Origin of the sequence: Ferrovibrio sp., assembly GCF_036381655.1 — a bacterium.
In the GTDB taxonomy this organism is placed as follows: Bacteria; Pseudomonadota; Alphaproteobacteria; order Ferrovibrionales; family Ferrovibrionaceae; genus Ferrovibrio.
On sequence record NZ_DASVCJ010000064.1, the window covers coordinates 89,264 to 104,520 of the forward strand.

At 66.0% G+C, this 15,257-nt stretch carries 14 protein-coding genes; 7 read left to right on the plus strand and 7 right to left on the minus strand.

Annotated elements, in window-relative coordinates; all coding sequences use genetic code 11:
* Window position 1: 1 nt before the first annotated feature.
* The 6 genes from VF194_RS13705 to rho form a co-directional block, all read right to left on the minus strand.
* Window positions 2-859, minus strand: coding sequence for an AraC family transcriptional regulator (locus VF194_RS13705; protein ID WP_330891741.1), 858 nt, complete (start codon window positions 857-859; stop codon window positions 2-4).
* Window positions 860-905: 46 nt separating this feature from the next.
* Window positions 906-1,475 (minus strand): superoxide dismutase [Cu-Zn] SodC, encoded by a 570-nt coding sequence (sodC, locus tag VF194_RS13710; protein WP_330891742.1) that lies wholly within the window; start codon window positions 1,473-1,475, stop codon window positions 906-908.
* A 141-nt stretch (window positions 1,476-1,616) separates the two neighbouring features.
* The gene (gene nirK, locus VF194_RS13715) at window positions 1,617-2,738 is read right to left on the minus strand and encodes a copper-containing nitrite reductase (protein WP_330891743.1); all 1,122 of its coding nucleotides are present in this window, start codon (window positions 2,736-2,738) and stop codon (window positions 1,617-1,619) included.
* 229 nt (window positions 2,739-2,967) lie between these two features.
* A complete protein-coding gene (locus VF194_RS13720; protein WP_330891744.1) occupies window positions 2,968-3,819 on the minus strand; it encodes an FTR1 family iron permease in 852 nt (283 codons plus the stop codon).
* Between the two features lie 39 nt (window positions 3,820-3,858).
* Window positions 3,859-4,224 carry a cupredoxin domain-containing protein gene (locus VF194_RS13725; RefSeq protein WP_330891745.1) on the minus strand — a complete coding sequence of 122 codons (366 nt, stop codon included), beginning with the start codon at window positions 4,222-4,224 and terminating at the stop codon, window positions 3,859-3,861.
* Window positions 4,225-4,423: 199 nt separating this feature from the next.
* Entirely contained in the window at window positions 4,424-5,743 is a 1,320-nt protein-coding gene (rho, locus tag VF194_RS13730; protein WP_330891746.1) for a transcription termination factor Rho, read from the minus strand.
* A 368-nt stretch (window positions 5,744-6,111) separates the two neighbouring features.
* Here rho and VF194_RS13735 point away from each other — a divergent pair, with 368 nt between their 5' ends.
* The 5 genes from VF194_RS13735 (at window position 6,112) to VF194_RS13755 (ending at window position 12,476) form a co-directional block, all read left to right on the plus strand.
* A complete protein-coding gene (locus VF194_RS13735; RefSeq protein ID WP_330891747.1) occupies window positions 6,112-6,603 on the plus strand; it encodes a DUF2946 family protein in 492 nt (163 codons plus the stop codon).
* A 44-nt stretch (window positions 6,604-6,647) separates the two neighbouring features.
* Window positions 6,648-7,682, plus strand: coding sequence for a DUF1775 domain-containing protein (locus tag VF194_RS13740; RefSeq protein WP_330891748.1), 1,035 nt, complete (start codon window positions 6,648-6,650; stop codon window positions 7,680-7,682).
* 87 nt (window positions 7,683-7,769) lie between these two features.
* Window positions 7,770-9,848 carry a TonB-dependent receptor family protein gene (locus tag VF194_RS13745; protein ID WP_330891749.1) on the plus strand — a complete coding sequence of 693 codons (2,079 nt, stop codon included), beginning with the start codon at window positions 7,770-7,772 and terminating at the stop codon, window positions 9,846-9,848.
* A complete protein-coding gene (locus VF194_RS13750; RefSeq protein WP_330891750.1) occupies window positions 9,823-10,635 on the plus strand; it encodes a TonB family protein in 813 nt (270 codons plus the stop codon). The genes VF194_RS13745 and VF194_RS13750 overlap by 26 nt, the downstream gene beginning before the upstream one ends.
* Window positions 10,636-10,760: 125 nt before the next feature.
* On the plus strand, window positions 10,761-12,476 hold the full coding sequence (locus tag VF194_RS13755) for an ABC transporter ATP-binding protein/permease (protein ID WP_330891751.1): 1,716 nt from the start codon (window positions 10,761-10,763) through the stop codon (window positions 12,474-12,476).
* Between the two features lie 57 nt (window positions 12,477-12,533).
* On the opposite strand, the gene htpX is transcribed toward VF194_RS13755, so the two are convergent.
* Window positions 12,534-13,523 (minus strand): zinc metalloprotease HtpX, encoded by a 990-nt coding sequence (gene htpX / locus VF194_RS13760; RefSeq protein ID WP_330891752.1) that lies wholly within the window; start codon window positions 13,521-13,523, stop codon window positions 12,534-12,536.
* 105 nt (window positions 13,524-13,628) lie between these two features.
* On the opposite strand from htpX, the gene VF194_RS13765 reads away from it, so the two are divergent.
* Both VF194_RS13765 and VF194_RS13770 read left to right on the plus strand, forming a co-directional pair.
* The gene (locus VF194_RS13765) at window positions 13,629-13,862 is read left to right on the plus strand and encodes a succinate dehydrogenase assembly factor 4 (protein ID WP_330891753.1); all 234 of its coding nucleotides are present in this window, start codon (window positions 13,629-13,631) and stop codon (window positions 13,860-13,862) included.
* A 180-nt stretch (window positions 13,863-14,042) separates the two neighbouring features.
* The coding region (locus tag VF194_RS13770; protein WP_330891754.1) for an argininosuccinate synthase at window positions 14,043-15,257 on the plus strand (1,215 nt) is incomplete at its 3' end.

The window sequence follows — 15,257 nt, forward strand, 5'->3', positions numbered from 1 at the left end:
CTCAGCCGCTGTCTGGAACGTCTGTGCAGAGTTTGCGGTAAGCCGCCGGCGTCATCCCGTAGGCGCGGCGGAACCAGCGCCCCATATGGCTCTGATCGGCAAAGCCGGTGCTGGCGGCGACATCGGCCGGGCTTTCGCCCCGGGCCAGGAGGCGCCGCGCCTGGTTGAGACGGCGTTGCACCAGATAGGCATGCGGCGCCAGACCGTAGGCGGCGGCAAAGGCACGGCTGAGGCGGAAGCGGTCGGTGCCGGCGAGATCGGCCAGATCCTGCAGGCCGAGATCGCGCTCGCTATAGGCATCGATGATCTCGCGCGCCCGCGCCGCCATGCGCGGCGCCCGCTCGGATGCGGCATGCGGAACGCCATAGCGGCGAATCAGCAGCGCCGTGACGGCATCGAGCGCCGCATCGCAGGCCATGCGGCTGTCCGGCGCAGCGATCTGCGCGCAGGCTTTCAGGATGGCGCGGGCCAGCCGCTGATCGTCGTCCAGCGTTTTCGGAAAGCTAAAAGCCGCCTTGCCGTCGCCCCTGCCCGCGCAAAGGGCAGCGGAATCCCGCAGCCAATGCGGATCGAAATACAGCATGGCGTAGGTAAAACCTTCGCCGCCATTCTCCGCCGCCTCGCCGTCATGGGTTTCGCCGGGCTCGATGAAGATCAGCCGGCCGGGCGTGCTGCGGTGCACCTGCCGCCGGGCCCGGAATTGCTGCACGCCTTGCTGCGTGACGCCGACCAGGACCTGGTCGTGGAAATGCGGATCATAGGCATGGCCATGAAACTGCGCGCGCAAGGCTTCCGTGCCGCTCAGCGGATCGCGGGCGAAGTCGAGCCAGTCTTTCGCATGCTGCGGAATGGCCGCCATACCGCCGCCATTCGACCATGGCGGACAGCGGATGGCAATCCGGGAGCTATTTCTTCAGCACGCCGCAGGCGATGCGGCCGCCGCCACCGCCGAGCGGCGCCGGCTCATCGCTGAAATTGTCGCCCCCGGCATGGATCATCAGCGCGTGACCGGCAAGGTCGCGCAGCTTCAGATGCGGCGCCAGCACCGGCAGGGTCGCGCTGCCATCGTCATCGACCACCAGCGGCGGCAGGTCGCCGAGATGGCCGCCCCGTGCCGTCGGGCCCATATGCTTGCCGGTATGCTTCGGATCGAGATGGCCGCCGGCGGCCATGCCGGCCGCCATCTGGCCGTTCGGCCCCGGGCCGGCGCCGCAATTGCCCTTGTCGTGGACATGCAAGCCGTGCGGGCCGGGCGGCGCGAGCGACTTCAGGTTCGGCGTCAGCATCAGCCCTTGGCGGGTATCCTGCGCCGTTATCGTGCCGATCGCGGCGCCAATACCGTTGGCATCGATCGCGTTCACCTCGATGGTCTTCTGCATCGGCTTCGCCGCCGTCTTCTGCATCGCCGCCGCTGCCGGCCAGGCGGCAAAGGCAACCATCATCGCCGCGGCCATTGCAAGACTGCCCCGTTGCATGGTCAGGCCCTCCTTGATCCAAGCCTGACCGGGAAATTAGGCGGCGCGGAAAGCGACGCAAGGGCGCCCGAAAACGGACGCAAAAATATAATGGGCGGGAGAGTCTCCCGCCCATTCGTCGCAGTTCGCAGCCGAGCCGGCTTAGTGCATCGAGGCCAGATGCAGGGGATTGCTCTTGTCATGCGCCGGCATCGGGGCAGCCTCGCTGCTCTTCGCCGCCGGCGCCTTGCCGTCGTCGAAGATGCTCTTGTCGGCCGGGCCGGTCACGTTGAGGAAGCCGACCAGACCGCGCTGCACGCGCGACAGGGCATGATCGACCAGCACATAGCGGCCGGGCACCTGCAGCTTGAAATCCACCACGGTGGCGCCACCCGGCGGCACGGTGATCGTCTGCACGTCCTTGCTCGGCGCCGAGGTCAGGGTGCCGAACGGATAGGCGTGGTCGAAGATCTCGCCGATCACATGGAAGGACGAGGTGAAGTTCGGACCGCCGACGCCGAAATAGATGCGCACCGTCTCGCCCACCTTGGCCTGCAGCGGCTTCTGGTCGGTCAAGGCGCCGACCGCGCCGTTGAAGACGAAGTATTCCGGGCGCTCGTTCAGCAGCTTCTCCGGGCTGGCATCGGCTTCGCCGGGCGTGCCGAGCGGCTGTTCGGTATAGATCTCGCCCTGCATGACATAGAACTCATGATCGACCTTCGGCAGGCCGCCTTCCGGTTCGACCAGGATCATGCCGTACATGCCGCTGGCGATATGCATCGCCGCCGGCATCACCGCGCAGTGATAGACATACAGGCCGGGATTGAGCGCCTTGAAGGTGAAGCTGCTGTCGCCGCCCGGATCGGTCTCGGTGGCGGCGGCACCGCCGCCCGGGCCGGTCACGGCATGGAAGTCGACATTATGCACCATGCCGCTGCTCTCCTCGTTATGCAGCTTCACGGTCACGGTGTCGCCGACGCGCACGCGCACGAACGGACCGGGCACCTTGCCGTTGAAGGTCCAGTAGTTGTAGGTCGTGCCATCGGCGAGCTGACCGGTCACTTCGACGGTGTCGAGATTGACGGTGACATGGGCCGGCGCACGCCGTGTCAGCGGCGGCGGCAGATCGGTCGGCGCACGAACGATATCGGCGATCTTCGGCTGCGCAGCTTCGGCATCGGCAGCCTGGGCCGGCGCAAGCGGCGCAGCAAACAGCAGAGCAGCCAACGCGACACCGCCAAGATAGCCGAGCCGGCGTTTTGCGATCTTCAAAGAAGCGTTCATGGCAACCTCCTTGGTTCCTGCCATCACGCTTGCGAGTGTCCTCCTGAAGTCCGCAATTCATATTGATGCACATCAAATGCATATTTAAGTCAGGCGCGGCATGGCGTCGCAGGCCATGCGGTGCAGCGACGATCGCTTGCTGCGTCAGCCTGTCGCAGGCAGCGACGTTTCGGTATCGTCAGGAAGACGAATGATGCGAATGAATGATGCCGTGCGGCGTCGCCGCCGGTTATTCGCCGGCGGCCTTCTGCGGCTGCTGCGAGCGATGCGCCGGCGCCGCAGCCGCGACCAGCCTGGCGGCGAGCGTGATGCCGATCAGCGTGGCAAGATAGACCGCGAGCTGCACCGAGGTGGGCTGTTCGATATAGCCGATCAGGGTATGCAGCAGGCGGCCGGGCAGGCTGCTTTCCGACAGAAGCCAGGAGCTGTCCCACAGCGTCGCGCCAAGGCCGGGAATGATTCCCGCTGCGGCGAGATAGGCCACGCCCTGCGCGGCGAGGCCGGCCGCCAGCAGGCTGACCATGATGCTGGTGACGGAGAAGAGATAGCGGCTCGGAATCCGCAGCAGGCCGAGATACAGCAGCGCGCCGACCACCGCGCCGATCCCCAGCCCGATCACGCCGCCCAGCAGGGTGGCGGGAATTTCCGAGGCGCTGCTGCCGACCAGGATGCCATAGAGAAACAATACCGTCTCGGCGCCTTCGCGCAGCACCGCCGCGCCGACCACGATGGCAAGCACCGAGAGCGGACGCCCGCCGGCCCGCACCGAAGCGGCCACCGAGCCGAGATGGCGCGCCAGCTCCTTGCCGTGGCGCTGCATCCAGATGTTATGCCAGGCGAGCATCGCCACGGCGGTGAACAGGATGACGGCGTTGAACAATTCCTGCCCGCTGCCGCCGAAGGCATCCGAGATCTGATCGGCGAAGGCCGCGACGATCACCGCGCCGGCGATGCCGGCGACGATGCCGTAGCTGACCCAGCGGCGGCTGCCGGCCACGCCGGTGGTCGCGGCCAGCACGATGCTGATCACCAGCGCCGCTTCGAGCGCTTCACGGAAAACGATGACGGCGGCGGCCAGCATGTCGAACCCTCGCTACGGCAATCGGAGGCAGGCGTCCCGTTACTTGGCGACGATATTGCCCTTGGCGGTATCCTCGTGGAATTCGCCGAAGAAATCGTAAGTGCCGGGCTTGAGCGGCCCCAGCTTGATCGTCGCCTGATCGCCGCCCTTGATGATCTTCTCGCGGCGCAGCGACTTGCTTTCGAACTCTTCCGGCGTCGCGTCGGCGTTCTTCACCACCAGCTCGAAGCGCTTGCCGGCCGGCACTTGCAGCGTTGCGGGATCGAATTTGTGATCCTTGATCGTAAGGGTGAAAACCGGCGTCTCCCCGGCGCGGGCCGGACCGGCGCCGGCGATGGCAACGATGCCGGTCAGCAGAAGAGCAGCCAGAAACGCAACCTGGGACACACGGGTCGATTGAAACACCTTACACTCCCTCAGTTTTGCAAATGACTTGCATTTTTATATAAGCCAAAGCGGCACGGCGCAACAGCCCCGCCGCAGCCCGCACTGCCGCATTTTGCCGCAGACAGGCTTCGATCCGCCCGGCCAGGCATAAGCGGAAAACAAACGAAAACGGGCGGGAATGACCCCGCCCGCCGGTATCGCTGCCGCGTCTGCCGCCTCAGGTATTCATCGAGTCGAAGAACTCGGCATTGGTGCGGCTGTGCTTGATCTTGTCGAGCAGGAACTCCATCGCGTCCTGGCCGCCCATCGGCATGAGGATGCGGCGCAGCACCCACATCTTGGCCAGCGTGCCCTTGTCGACCAGCAGCTCCTCCTTGCGGGTGCCCGACTTGGTGATGTCGATCGCCGGGAAGGTGCGCTTGTCGGCCAGCTTGCGGTCGAGCACGATTTCCGAATTGCCGGTGCCCTTGAACTCCTCGAAGATCACTTCGTCCATGCGCGAGCCGGTATCGATCAGCGCGGTGGCGATGATGGTCAGCGAGCCGCCCTCCTCGATATTGCGGGCGGCGCCGAAGAAGCGCTTCGGCCGCTGCAGCGCATTGGCGTCCACGCCGCCGGTCAGCACCTTGCCCGAGGAGGGCACCACGGTGTTGTAGGCGCGCGCCAGTCGCGTGATCGAGTCGAGCAGGATGACGACATCGCGCTTATGCTCGACCAGGCGCTTGGCCTTTTCCAGCACCATCTCGGTCACCTGGACGTGACGCGAGGCCGGCTCGTCGAAGGTGGAGGAAATCACCTCGCCCTTCACGGTGCGCTGCATGTCGGTGACTTCTTCCGGCCGCTCGTCGATCAGCAGCACGATCAGATAGACCTCCGGATGGTTGTGGCTGATCGCATGGGCGATGTTCTGCAACAGCATCGTCTTGCCAGTGCGCGGCGGCGCGACGATCAGGGCGCGCTGCCCCTTGCCCTGCGGCGCGATCAGGTCGATGACGCGGGCCGAGATGTCCTTCTTGGGCATCGAGACCAGCTTTTCGCGCTTGGCGGCTTCGCCGCGCGTCTTGACCGGCACCGGCTCGTCCGTGGAGGGCATTTCCATACGCAGGCGCTCGGTCGGATAGAGCGGCGTCAGGTTGTCGAAATGCACCTTGTGGCGGCTCTGCTCGGGGTCCTCGTAGTTGATCGTGTTGACCTTGAGCAGGGCGAAATAGCGCTCGCCGTCCTTCGGCGCGCGGATCGTACCTTCTATGGTGTCGCCGGTGCGCAGGCCGAAGCGGCGGATCTGGTTCGGGCTGACATAGATGTCATCCGGGCCCGGCAGGTAATTCGCCTCGGCCGAACGCAGGAAGCCGAAACCGTCCTGCAGCACTTCGAGCACGCCCTCGCCGGTGATCTCCACTTCCTTCTCGGCGAGCTGCTTGAGAATGGCGAACATCATGTCCTGCTTGCGCAGGGTGGAGGCGTTCTCGATCTGCAATTCCTCGGCGAAGGAAAGCAGTTCGGTCGGCGATTTGGATTTCAGTTCGTGGAGGTTCATGGACGGACTCGTGGACTCGGGGGTCGTTCTGTTTGGTTGGGAAAAATTGGGCGCCGCATCCGCTCGGAACGCAGCCGCCTGTGAAGGGAGATTGCAGCCGCCTACGCTGGATCCGCGATACCGGGGGAACGACGATAAATTGGAAAGCGGAGGTGCCGAGACGGCCCCGGCCCGGAAGAAAGAAAGGCCGGTCGCCTAGCGAGATAGCAATCGCCCTGAAGGAAGTCAAGGGTGCGTCAGCGCCGCCCGGCAGCGGAAAACCGGCAGACCGTTTGATGTACCGCAACCCCGGCAAGGCGCCCCTGTGACATTGTGGCGGCACGCAACTCCCTTGCCGCGGCCAAAGCCGCAGAGTAAAGCCTAAGACCATGTCCACCGCCCGCCCCGCCCAGGTCGCTTTCCGGGCTGCCGTCCTGGCCGCCTTTTCGCGGTGCCGCATCGCCACCATGCTGGCGCTGCTGGCTCTGGCGATGCAGGGGCTTTTGCCCCTGGCGCACAACGCGGCGATGCGCGCGGCCGGCCAAGCCGCAGACGGCAACGGGATCGAACAGATCGTCATCTGCACGGCTTTGGGCCTGCGCACCATCACTATTCGGGACGGCGCAATCCAGGATGGCGTGCCCCGGGATGGCCAGCCTGCCGATGCGGACAACACGTCCCCGAAGCCGCAGAACGTACAGATCGGCTGCCCGCTCTGCCATGCGCTGGGCAGCCTGAGCCACGGCCTTCTGCCGGCCGGATTGCTGCTCGCCTTGCCGGCCGCCATCGCCGCGCTCTCCTTCGCCCCGGCCCAGGATGCTGTCCTGCCGCCATCGCCGACCGGCCTGCCGCAGGCGCGGGCTCCCCCCTTGTCCCACTGATCCGCGAATCCTTTCTCTTTTCTCTGGATCTTTGGGAGCATTCCATGTCACGTCCTGCCATGACGGGCGCCGCGCTCGTCGCCTTCCTCGCGGCCATGCCCGCCTTCGCCCATATCAGCGCCGATCCGGCCAATGCCGCTGCCGGCAGCTATTTCCATACATCCCTGCGCGTTCCGCATGGCTGCGACGGCCAAGCCACCACGGCGATCCGCGTCGGCATTCCGGACGGCATCCTCGGCGCCACGCCGCAGGCCAAGCCCGGCTGGCAGGTCGCCATCGAAAAGAAAGCCCTGCCCCAGCCGGTCGAGGCGCTGCATGGCCAGCGCATCGACCACGTCGTTTCCGCCGTGACCTGGAGCGGCGGCAATCTGCCGGACGATCAGTTCGACGATTTCGGCCTGGTGCTGCAGATACCGAAGACGGCCGGGGCGCAATACTGGCTGCCGATCACGCAGACCTGCGGCAGCGCCCGTTTACTCTGGAGCCAGATTCCGGCCAAGGGGCAGTCGCGGCACGATCTCGAATATCCCGCCGTACTGATCCGCGTCGCCGACAATAGCGGCATGCCGGGCGGCATGATGCATGACCACATGCAGATGGGCCAGACGCAGGCGAAGCAGCCTGGCACGGCGGACGCCAAGCCGGCCGCCACCATCGGCGATATCGGCATCGTCGCACCCTTCGCCCGCGCCACGCCCGCCAAGGTCGGCGGCGCCTTCATGCAACTGACCAATAGCGGCAAAACCGACGACAAGCTGATCCGTGCCGCCGCGCCGGTGGCCGAGAATGTCGAAATCCACGAACACGCCATGGAGGGCGGCGCGATGCGCATGCGCCCGGTCGATGGCGTCCCCATCCCGGCCGGCGGCACCGCGCTGCTGCAGCCGGGCGGCTATCACGTGATGATGATCGGGCTGAAGCACCCGCTCAAGCAGGGCGATCATTTCCCGCTGACGCTGACCTTCGAGAAGGCCGGCACGGTGACCGTGGATGTTCCGGTGCTGACGCCGGGCGCCACGAGCGCGACGCCGGGAGCCATGCCTGGAAATATGCCCGGCGGCATGCACCCCAAGCACTGAGCCAGACCACCAACGCCTTTTCAGGAGCGACGATGCCGCGCGGCCCATGCCGTGCGCGAGAGCGGCTGCGCGCCTCGTCGAGCGATCATGCAGAACAGACATCCACCCTCGCCCGCCGCGCCGGCGCTCGGCGCCGTCCTTTGCCTGCTGGCCATCCCGGCGCTGGCGCAGACCGCCGCGGATGGCGGCGCGACCGCCCTGCCCGCACTGGTCATCCAGGCGGCGCCGGAAGGCTCGCCGACCGTGCCCAGCGTCGCCGATCAGAAGGCGGCGCTGGAGGAAACCGCCGGGTCGGTCGCCTTCATCGACGCCGAAACCTTCAGCCAGCGTTTCGCCGCCTCCATGCGGGACATGCTGGAGGAGGCGCCGGGCATCTATGTGCAGAACCGTTACGGCCAGGAGGTCCGTCTCTCGGTGCGCGGCTCCGGCATCGGCCGCTCCTATCACACCCGCGGCGTCGAAATCCTGCAGGACGGCATTCCGACCAATCTGGCCGATGGCAGCGGCAGCTTCTATCAGGTCGATCCGCAGGCGCTGCGCTCGATCGAGGTCTATAAGGGCGGCAATGGCCTGGCCTATGGCTCGACCATGCTGGGCGGCGCGATCAATTTCGTCACGCCGGCCGCGCAGACCGCCCTGGCGCCCAATATCGTCAGCCTGTCCGGCGGCAGCTTCGGCACGGCCCAGGCCAGCACCCAGGCCTCGCGCGTGATCGGCGATTACGATTTCCTCGGCACGGCGACCTTGCGCCATGCCGACGGCTACCGCGGCCATGCGGACGGCGATTACGGGCAGGTCAACCTCAATGCCGGCTACCGTCCCACAGCCGGGCTCGAAACCCGCTTCTATCTCGGCAGCTACAATGTCGATCAGAAGATGCCCGGCACGCTGACCCTCGATCAGGCACTCCATCAGCCCAGGATGGCCTCGAGCAACGCATTGTCGGGCAATCAGGCGCGCGTCGAGCATGTGCAGCGGCTGGCCAACAAAACGACCTGGCTGGCCGATGACGGCCAGCTCGATATCGCGGTCTGGGCGATCCACAAGAGTCTGTTCCATCCGATCTTCGAAGTGCTCGACCAGGATGGCTGGACCTATGGCCTCGCGCCGCGCTGGACCGGCAATTACAGCATCGGCGGGCAGCGCAACGACCTGATCCTCGGCGCGCGCGCAACCGCCGGCACCAACAACGCGCGGCAGTTCGTCAACACCCATGGCTCGCGCGGCAGCCAGACGCTGAGCGCCGAGCAGGATGCCCGCAATTACGAGGCCTATGCCGAGAATCACTATTACGTCCTGCCGACCGTGGCGCTGATGACCGGCATCAAGGTCTTTCACAGCGAGCGCGACTACGGCAACTTCACCGCCGGCAGGGAGGCGAGCGCCGATTACGACGGCATCAACCCCAAACTCGGCCTTTTGTGGGAGCCACGCAAGGACATCCAGGCCTTCATTGACATGACCCGCAGCCAGGATGTGCCGGATTTCTCCGATCTGGCGCAGTCGAACACTCTCGGCACCACCTTCGTGCCGCTGGGCGCCCAGCAGGCCTGGACGGTGGAACTCGGCAGCCGCGGCAAATACGACCGTTATGGCTGGGACATCACCGCCTATCGCTCGGTGATCGACGGCGAGATGCTGCAATTCACCACCAATGGCAGCATCCCGGCTTCGACCTTCAATGCCGGCAACACGATCCACCAGGGCATCGAGCTCGGCGGCTCGGTCCGCATCCTCGACGATCTGGCGGAGACCGGCGACAGCCTGACCGTGACGCAGCTATGGACCTGGAGCGATTTCCGCTTCGATGGCGATGCGCAATATGGCGACAATCGCATCGCCGGCGTGCCGCAGCATGTACTGCGGACTCTGATGCGCTACCGGCATCCGAGCGGCTTCTTCGTGCAGCCCTCGCTCGACTGGGTGCCGCAGGGCGCCTTCGTCGACTACGCCAATACGCAGAAGGTGCCGGGCTACTGGCTGCTGGGCATCGGCGCCGGCGTCGAGCTGGCCGAGGGCATGTCGCTGTTCGCCGAAGGACGCAACCTCACCGACAAGCGCTATGTCAGCGATTTCGGTCCGGTCACCGCCGCCGCCGCCGGCACGGCGGTGTTCTATCCCGGCGATGGGAGAAGCATCTATGGCGGTCTGCGCGTGCAGTTCTGAACGCCCGGCCTTCGTGGCCGCACATCGCGGCCCGGGCAAGGAGCGCCCCTGGGCCGGCATCGCCTTCGCCGCCTTGCTACATGCCGGCGTGGCGGCGGCGGCCTTGCAGGGTTTCGACCGTCTCGATGCCGAACCGGCACCGATGGTGATCGATTTCGTCCTGCCGCCGCCGGCGCCTGCTGCTGCGGCCGCCGAGGAACCGGCCACGCCGGCAGAACCGGAGACGGTTGCAGAAGCCGTTGCGAAGCCCGCCGCGGAGCCTGCTGCAGCCGCACCGCTTCCGGTCGCGATGCCGGAGCCGAAGCCGGCCGCCGCGAAACCGAAAAGGATATCGCATAAAGCAATGTCCGCTCCGGCACCGTCGTCGCAACCGCCATCGCCGGCATCTCCCGAAACAGCGGCGTCAGGCATGGCGGATGCGGCATCGGCCATGCCGGCGGCGGCGGCCCCTGTCGCTGCTGCGCCGGCCAAAGCCGAACCGGCGGCCACGCCGCCGGCCTCGCCCTACGCGGCCATCCTGCGGCAATGGCTGGCCCGCCATGAGGAATATCCGCGCCGCGCACGCCTGCGGCATCAGGAGGGCACCGTCAGCTTGGCTATCGCGCTCGATCGCAGCGGGCGGCTGCTGCGCCTCGAACTGGCGGCGCCCAGCGCACACGAAGTTTTGAACCAGGCCGCGCTGGACATGGCGCGCAGCGCAGCGCCCTATCCGCCGCCGCCGCTCGCGGCCGGCCAGGATGAGGCGGTTTTCGTGGTGCCCTTCAGCTATGTACTGCGTGAGCGCTGAATGAAAGACGGATGAACTTTAATTAATTTCGCATCGGCACCGGGATTGGCGATGATGCCGCGAAGGCAGATGCCGGTCCGATCCAGCAGCCGGGCTGCAGCAGCCTGCCGCATCCGAGGATATCCATGTCGAGACTTGCCGCCTTCTTCCGGGCCTTCTGGGGACTGGCCAAACCCTATTGGACCCGGTCCGACGAGAAGGGCCGCGCCTGGGGCCTGCTGATCGTCATCGTCGCGCTCAATCTCAGCACCGTGGCGCTGAGCGTGTGGTTCAATTTCTGGTACAAGAGCTTCTACGACTCGCTGCAGAACAGGAATTTCGCTGATTTCAAAACCTACCTGCTGCAATTCTGCGGCGTGGCGGTCGCCTTCATCATCGTCGCCGTCTACCAGACCTATCTCAGCCAGATGCTGCGGCTGTACTGGCGGCGCTGGCTGACCGATCACTGGCTCGACGAATGGCTGGCACGGAAGCGCTATTACCTGATGCAGCTTCTGCCGCTCGGCACCGACAACCCCGACCAGCGCCTTGCCGACGATCTGCGGCTGTTCACCGATTACTCGCTCAGCCTGGCGCTGGGGCTGCTGAATTCCGTCGTCACGCTGTTCTCCTTCCTCGGCATCCTGTGGAGCCTGTCGGGCGATTTCGCCCTGCCGCTGTTCGGTCACCAGATCGCAATCCCCGGCTACATGGTCTGGGCGGCGCTGATCTATGCCGGCATCGGCACCTGGCTGACGCACAAGATCGGCCGCCCTTTGGTGCGGCTGAATTTCGACCAGCAGCGCTATGAAGCGGATTTCCGCTTCCATCTCGTGCGCCTGCGCGAGAATGTCGAGGGCATCGCATTGCAGGATGGCGAAGCGGCCGAGAAGGCGGCCCTGGGTAGCCGCTTCCGTCATGTCGTCGACAATTTCTTCGCCATCATGAAGAAGCAGAAGCAGCTCACCTGGTTCACCTCCGGCTACGGCCAGGTCGCCACGGTCTTTCCCTTCATCGTCGGCGCGCCGCGCTATTTCAGCGGCGGCATCGCGCTCGGCGACCTGATGCAGACCGTTTCCGCCTTCGGCCAGGTGCAATCCTCGCTGAGCTACATCATCGGCGCCTATACCGACATCGCCGAATGGTGGTCAGTGATCAACCGCCTGCAGGGCTTCGTCGAGGGGCTTGGCAAGGCGGATGCGATCAACGCGGCATCGAAAATCGCCGCCGCGTCGGGCGAAACCCTCGCAGTGGAGAATCTGTCGCTGGAATTGCCCGATGGCCGCCGCCTGTTCGATCTGGACCGGCTGGACCTGCAGGCGGGCGGTAGCCTGCTGATCGAAGGCCGCTCCGGCAACGGCAAAACCACCTTCTTCCGCGCGCTGGCCGGCCTCTGGCCGTTCGGCAAAGGCCGCATCCAGCGGCCAGGCGCCCATGAAGTCCTGTTCCTGCCGCAGAAACCCTATTTGCCGATCGCCAGCCTGCGCGCCGCTCTGGCCTATCCGGAAGGCCCAGACCGCTACCAGACGGAAGAGTATCGCGCCGCGCTGACTGCCATCGGGCTGGGCGCTTTCGCCGGCCGGCTGGACGAGGAGGCGAACTGGGCGCAGCTTTTGTCAGGCGGCGAGCAGCAGCGCGTGCAGATCGCCCGCGCGCTGCTGAAGCAGCCGCGCTGGCTGTTCCTCGACGAGGCGACCTCGGCCCTGGACGAAGCGAGCGAGGCGGCGGTCCTGGAGGCATTACGGCAGGCGCTGCCGCACGGCACGCTGGTCAGCATCGGCCATCGCCCGGCGCTTGCGGCCTTGCATCGCGACCGGCTCACGCTCGGCGCCGCCCTGCCCGAGCCAGTGGCGGCGGAGTAGGACGCGCCGGGAAATCGTAGCTTCAGGAAATCTCGGCCGGGAATCTCAGCCCGGCAATCAGCCCCAGGGCCCGCGCCGGCGCGCGGCCGCGCCGCTGCGCGGCACCGAACCGCGCATGTTCGAGCCCTGCATATGGGACGGCCGCGCCGCGTCATCCGCATTCGCGGCAAAGCCGGCGGCGCTGAAACCGGCGCTGCCGCCATGCTGGCCGGCGGCCAGCTCCATCAGCGCTGCGATGCGGTTCTCGGTGCTCGGATGGGTCGAAAACAGGTTGTCGACGCCGCGGCCATGCAGCGGATTGACGATGAACAGATGCGCGCTGGCCGGATTGCCTTCCGCCTGTTCGTTCGGGATGCGCTCGGCGCCATGGCTGATGCGCTGCAGGGCCGAAGCGAGCCAGCGCGGCTCGCCGCAGAGTTCGGCGCCCTCGCGGTCGGCGGCGTATTCGCGGCTGCGGCTGATCGCCATCTGCACCAGCATGGCGGCCAGCGGCGCCAGGATCATGATGGCGAGCGAGCCGATCAGCCCGAGCGGATTGTTGCGATTGTTGCCGCCGCCGAAGAACAGCGCGAAATTCGCCAGCATGCCGATGGCGCCGGCCAAGGTCGCCGTGATCGTCATGATCAGCGTGTCGCGATGCTTGATATGGGCGATTTCATGTCCCATCACGCCGGCCAGCTCCTCGCGGCTCAGGGAATGCAGCAGGCCGGTGGTGGCGGCCACGGCGGCATGTTGCGGATCGCGGCCGGTGGCGAAGGCGTTCGGCTGGTCGTTGTCGATCACGTAGACGCGGGGCATCGGAATGCCGGCGCGCCTGGCCAGCTCGGCGATCAGGCCATGGAATTCCGGCGCCGTGCGCGCATCCACTTCGCGCGCGCCATACATCGACAGCACCATGCGGTCGCTGTTCCAGTAGGCGAAGAGGTTCATGCCGGCGGCGACCGCCAGCGCGATCAGCATGCCGGCCTCGCCGCCGATCAGGTATCCGACCGCGCCGAACAGGCCGGTCAGTGCCGCCAGCAGCAAGCCCGTCTTGAAATAGTTCATCGCAACACCCTCGTTCGGCCGTTTCGCTCGCCTGCCAAAGCTATGCAACCGGCCGTCCCGACTATATGTAGGAAGGCAGACAGCCCTTCCGCAAGACATCTTGACATGACCGACATCCGCAAATCCGAAACTCCCGTTCCCGCCTCCGCCGCTGGCGAACCGGCCGAAATTCAGGCCGTCGACACCCGGCCGGTCGATCCGGCGACCGGCAAGCCGCTCGCCCCGGCCAAGCCGGCGATCAAGCTGACCCAGGCGCCCGGCGAGGAGGATGGCCCCAAGGGGCCGGAGCCGACCCGCTACGGGGACTGGGAACGCAAGGGTATCGTCTCCGACTTCTGAGGCTGATTTACGGCCCGATTTGGCCGGAATTGCGGCGGGCGCCGCCGCGGCCCCGGAGCGTCGCATGCAAGCGCCGCGCGCGGCGGCGGCGCAAAGCTTGCGCCCGAGCCTCGCTTGCCTATACTCCGCCCGCATTTTTCCCGGCTTTTCCTTGTTCGTTTACCTGGCAGGAGTGCGCCCATGAGCGGCAGCAAATACGGCAGCGTCAAGAAGGTGGTTCTCGCCTATTCCGGCGGCCTGGACACCTCGGTCATCCTGAAATGGCTGCAGGAGACCTATGGCTGCGAGGTGGTGACCTTCACCGCCGATCTCGGCCAGGGCGAGGAGCTCGAACCGGCGCGCAAGAAGGCCGAGATGTTCGGCGTGAAGCAGATCTTCATCGAGGATCTGCGCGAGGAATTCGTGCGCGACTTCGTCTTCCCGATGTTCCGCGCCAACGCCATGTACGAGGGCCTGTATCTGCTGGGCACCTCGATCGCCCGGCCGCTGATCGCCAAGCGCCAGATCGAGATCGCCCGCGAAGTCGGCGCCGACGCGGTCTGCCACGGCGCCACCGGCAAGGGCAACGACCAGGTCCGCTTCGAGCTCGGCTATTACGCGCTCAAGCCCGACATCAAGGTGATCGCGCCCTGGCGCGAATGGGAGCTGACCTCGCGCACCCGACTGATCGACTTCGCCGAGAAGCATCAGATTCCGATCGCCAAGGACAAGCGCGGCGAGGCGCCCTTCTCGGTCGATGCCAACCTTCTGCATATCTCGGCCGAGGGCAAGGTGCTGGAGGATCCCTGGCAGGAGGCGCCGGATTACGTCTATTCCCGCACCGTCGATCCCGAGAAGGCGCCGAACGAGCCCGAATATATCGAGATCGAGTTCAAGAAGGGTGATCCCATCGCCATCAACGGCGAAAAGCTCTCGCCGGCGGCCCTGCTGACCAAGCTGAACGCGCTCGGCGGCAAGCATGGCATCGGCCGCCTCGATCTGCTGGAGAACCGCTTCGTCGGCATGAAGAGCCGCGGCATCTACGAAACTCCCGGCGGTACCATCCTGCATTTTGCCCATCGCGGCATCGAGCAGGCGACGCTGGATCGCGGCGCGGCGCATCTGAAGGACGAGATCATGCCGCGCTATGCCGAGCTGATTTATAACGGCTTCTGGTTCTCGCCCGAGCGCGAGATGCTGCAGGCGCTGATCGACAAGAGCCAGGAGAATGTCGAAGGCACGGTGCGCGTGAAGCTCTACAAGGGCTCGGTCAACGTGGTCGGCCGCAAGTCGCCCAAGTCGCTCTACTCGCTCAGCCACGTCACCTTCGAGGCCGACTCGGTCTACGACCAGAAGGACGCCGCCGGCTTCATCAAGCTCAATGCGCTGCGCCTGCGCCTGCTCAACCGGCAGAAG

Excerpts from the sequence above, each read along its gene's own strand:
- VF194_RS13720 (WP_330891744.1), bottom strand. The coding sequence starts at position 3,819 with ATGCTGGCCGCCGCCGTCATCGTTTTCCGTGAAGCGCTCGAAGCGGCG.
- VF194_RS13750 (WP_330891750.1), top strand. The coding sequence starts at position 9,823 with ATGGCGGTCTGCGCGTGCAGTTCTGAACGCCCGGCCTTCGTGGCCGCA.
- VF194_RS13705 (WP_330891741.1), bottom strand. The coding sequence starts at position 859 with ATGGCGGCCATTCCGCAGCATGCGAAAGACTGGCTCGACTTCGCCCGC.
- VF194_RS13765 (WP_330891753.1), top strand. The coding sequence starts at position 13,629 with ATGACCGACATCCGCAAATCCGAAACTCCCGTTCCCGCCTCCGCCGCT.
- sodC (WP_330891742.1), bottom strand. The coding sequence starts at position 1,475 with ATGCAACGGGGCAGTCTTGCAATGGCCGCGGCGATGATGGTTGCCTTT.
- VF194_RS13735 (WP_330891747.1), top strand. The coding sequence starts at position 6,112 with ATGTCCACCGCCCGCCCCGCCCAGGTCGCTTTCCGGGCTGCCGTCCTG.
- VF194_RS13745 (WP_330891749.1), top strand. The coding sequence starts at position 7,770 with ATGCAGAACAGACATCCACCCTCGCCCGCCGCGCCGGCGCTCGGCGCC.
- nirK (WP_330891743.1), bottom strand. The coding sequence starts at position 2,738 with ATGAACGCTTCTTTGAAGATCGCAAAACGCCGGCTCGGCTATCTTGGC.
- rho (WP_330891746.1), bottom strand. The coding sequence starts at position 5,743 with ATGAACCTCCACGAACTGAAATCCAAATCGCCGACCGAACTGCTTTCC.
- htpX (WP_330891752.1), bottom strand. The coding sequence starts at position 13,523 with ATGAACTATTTCAAGACGGGCTTGCTGCTGGCGGCACTGACCGGCCTG.
- VF194_RS13755 (WP_330891751.1), top strand. The coding sequence starts at position 10,761 with ATGTCGAGACTTGCCGCCTTCTTCCGGGCCTTCTGGGGACTGGCCAAA.
- VF194_RS13740 (WP_330891748.1), top strand. The coding sequence starts at position 6,648 with ATGTCACGTCCTGCCATGACGGGCGCCGCGCTCGTCGCCTTCCTCGCG.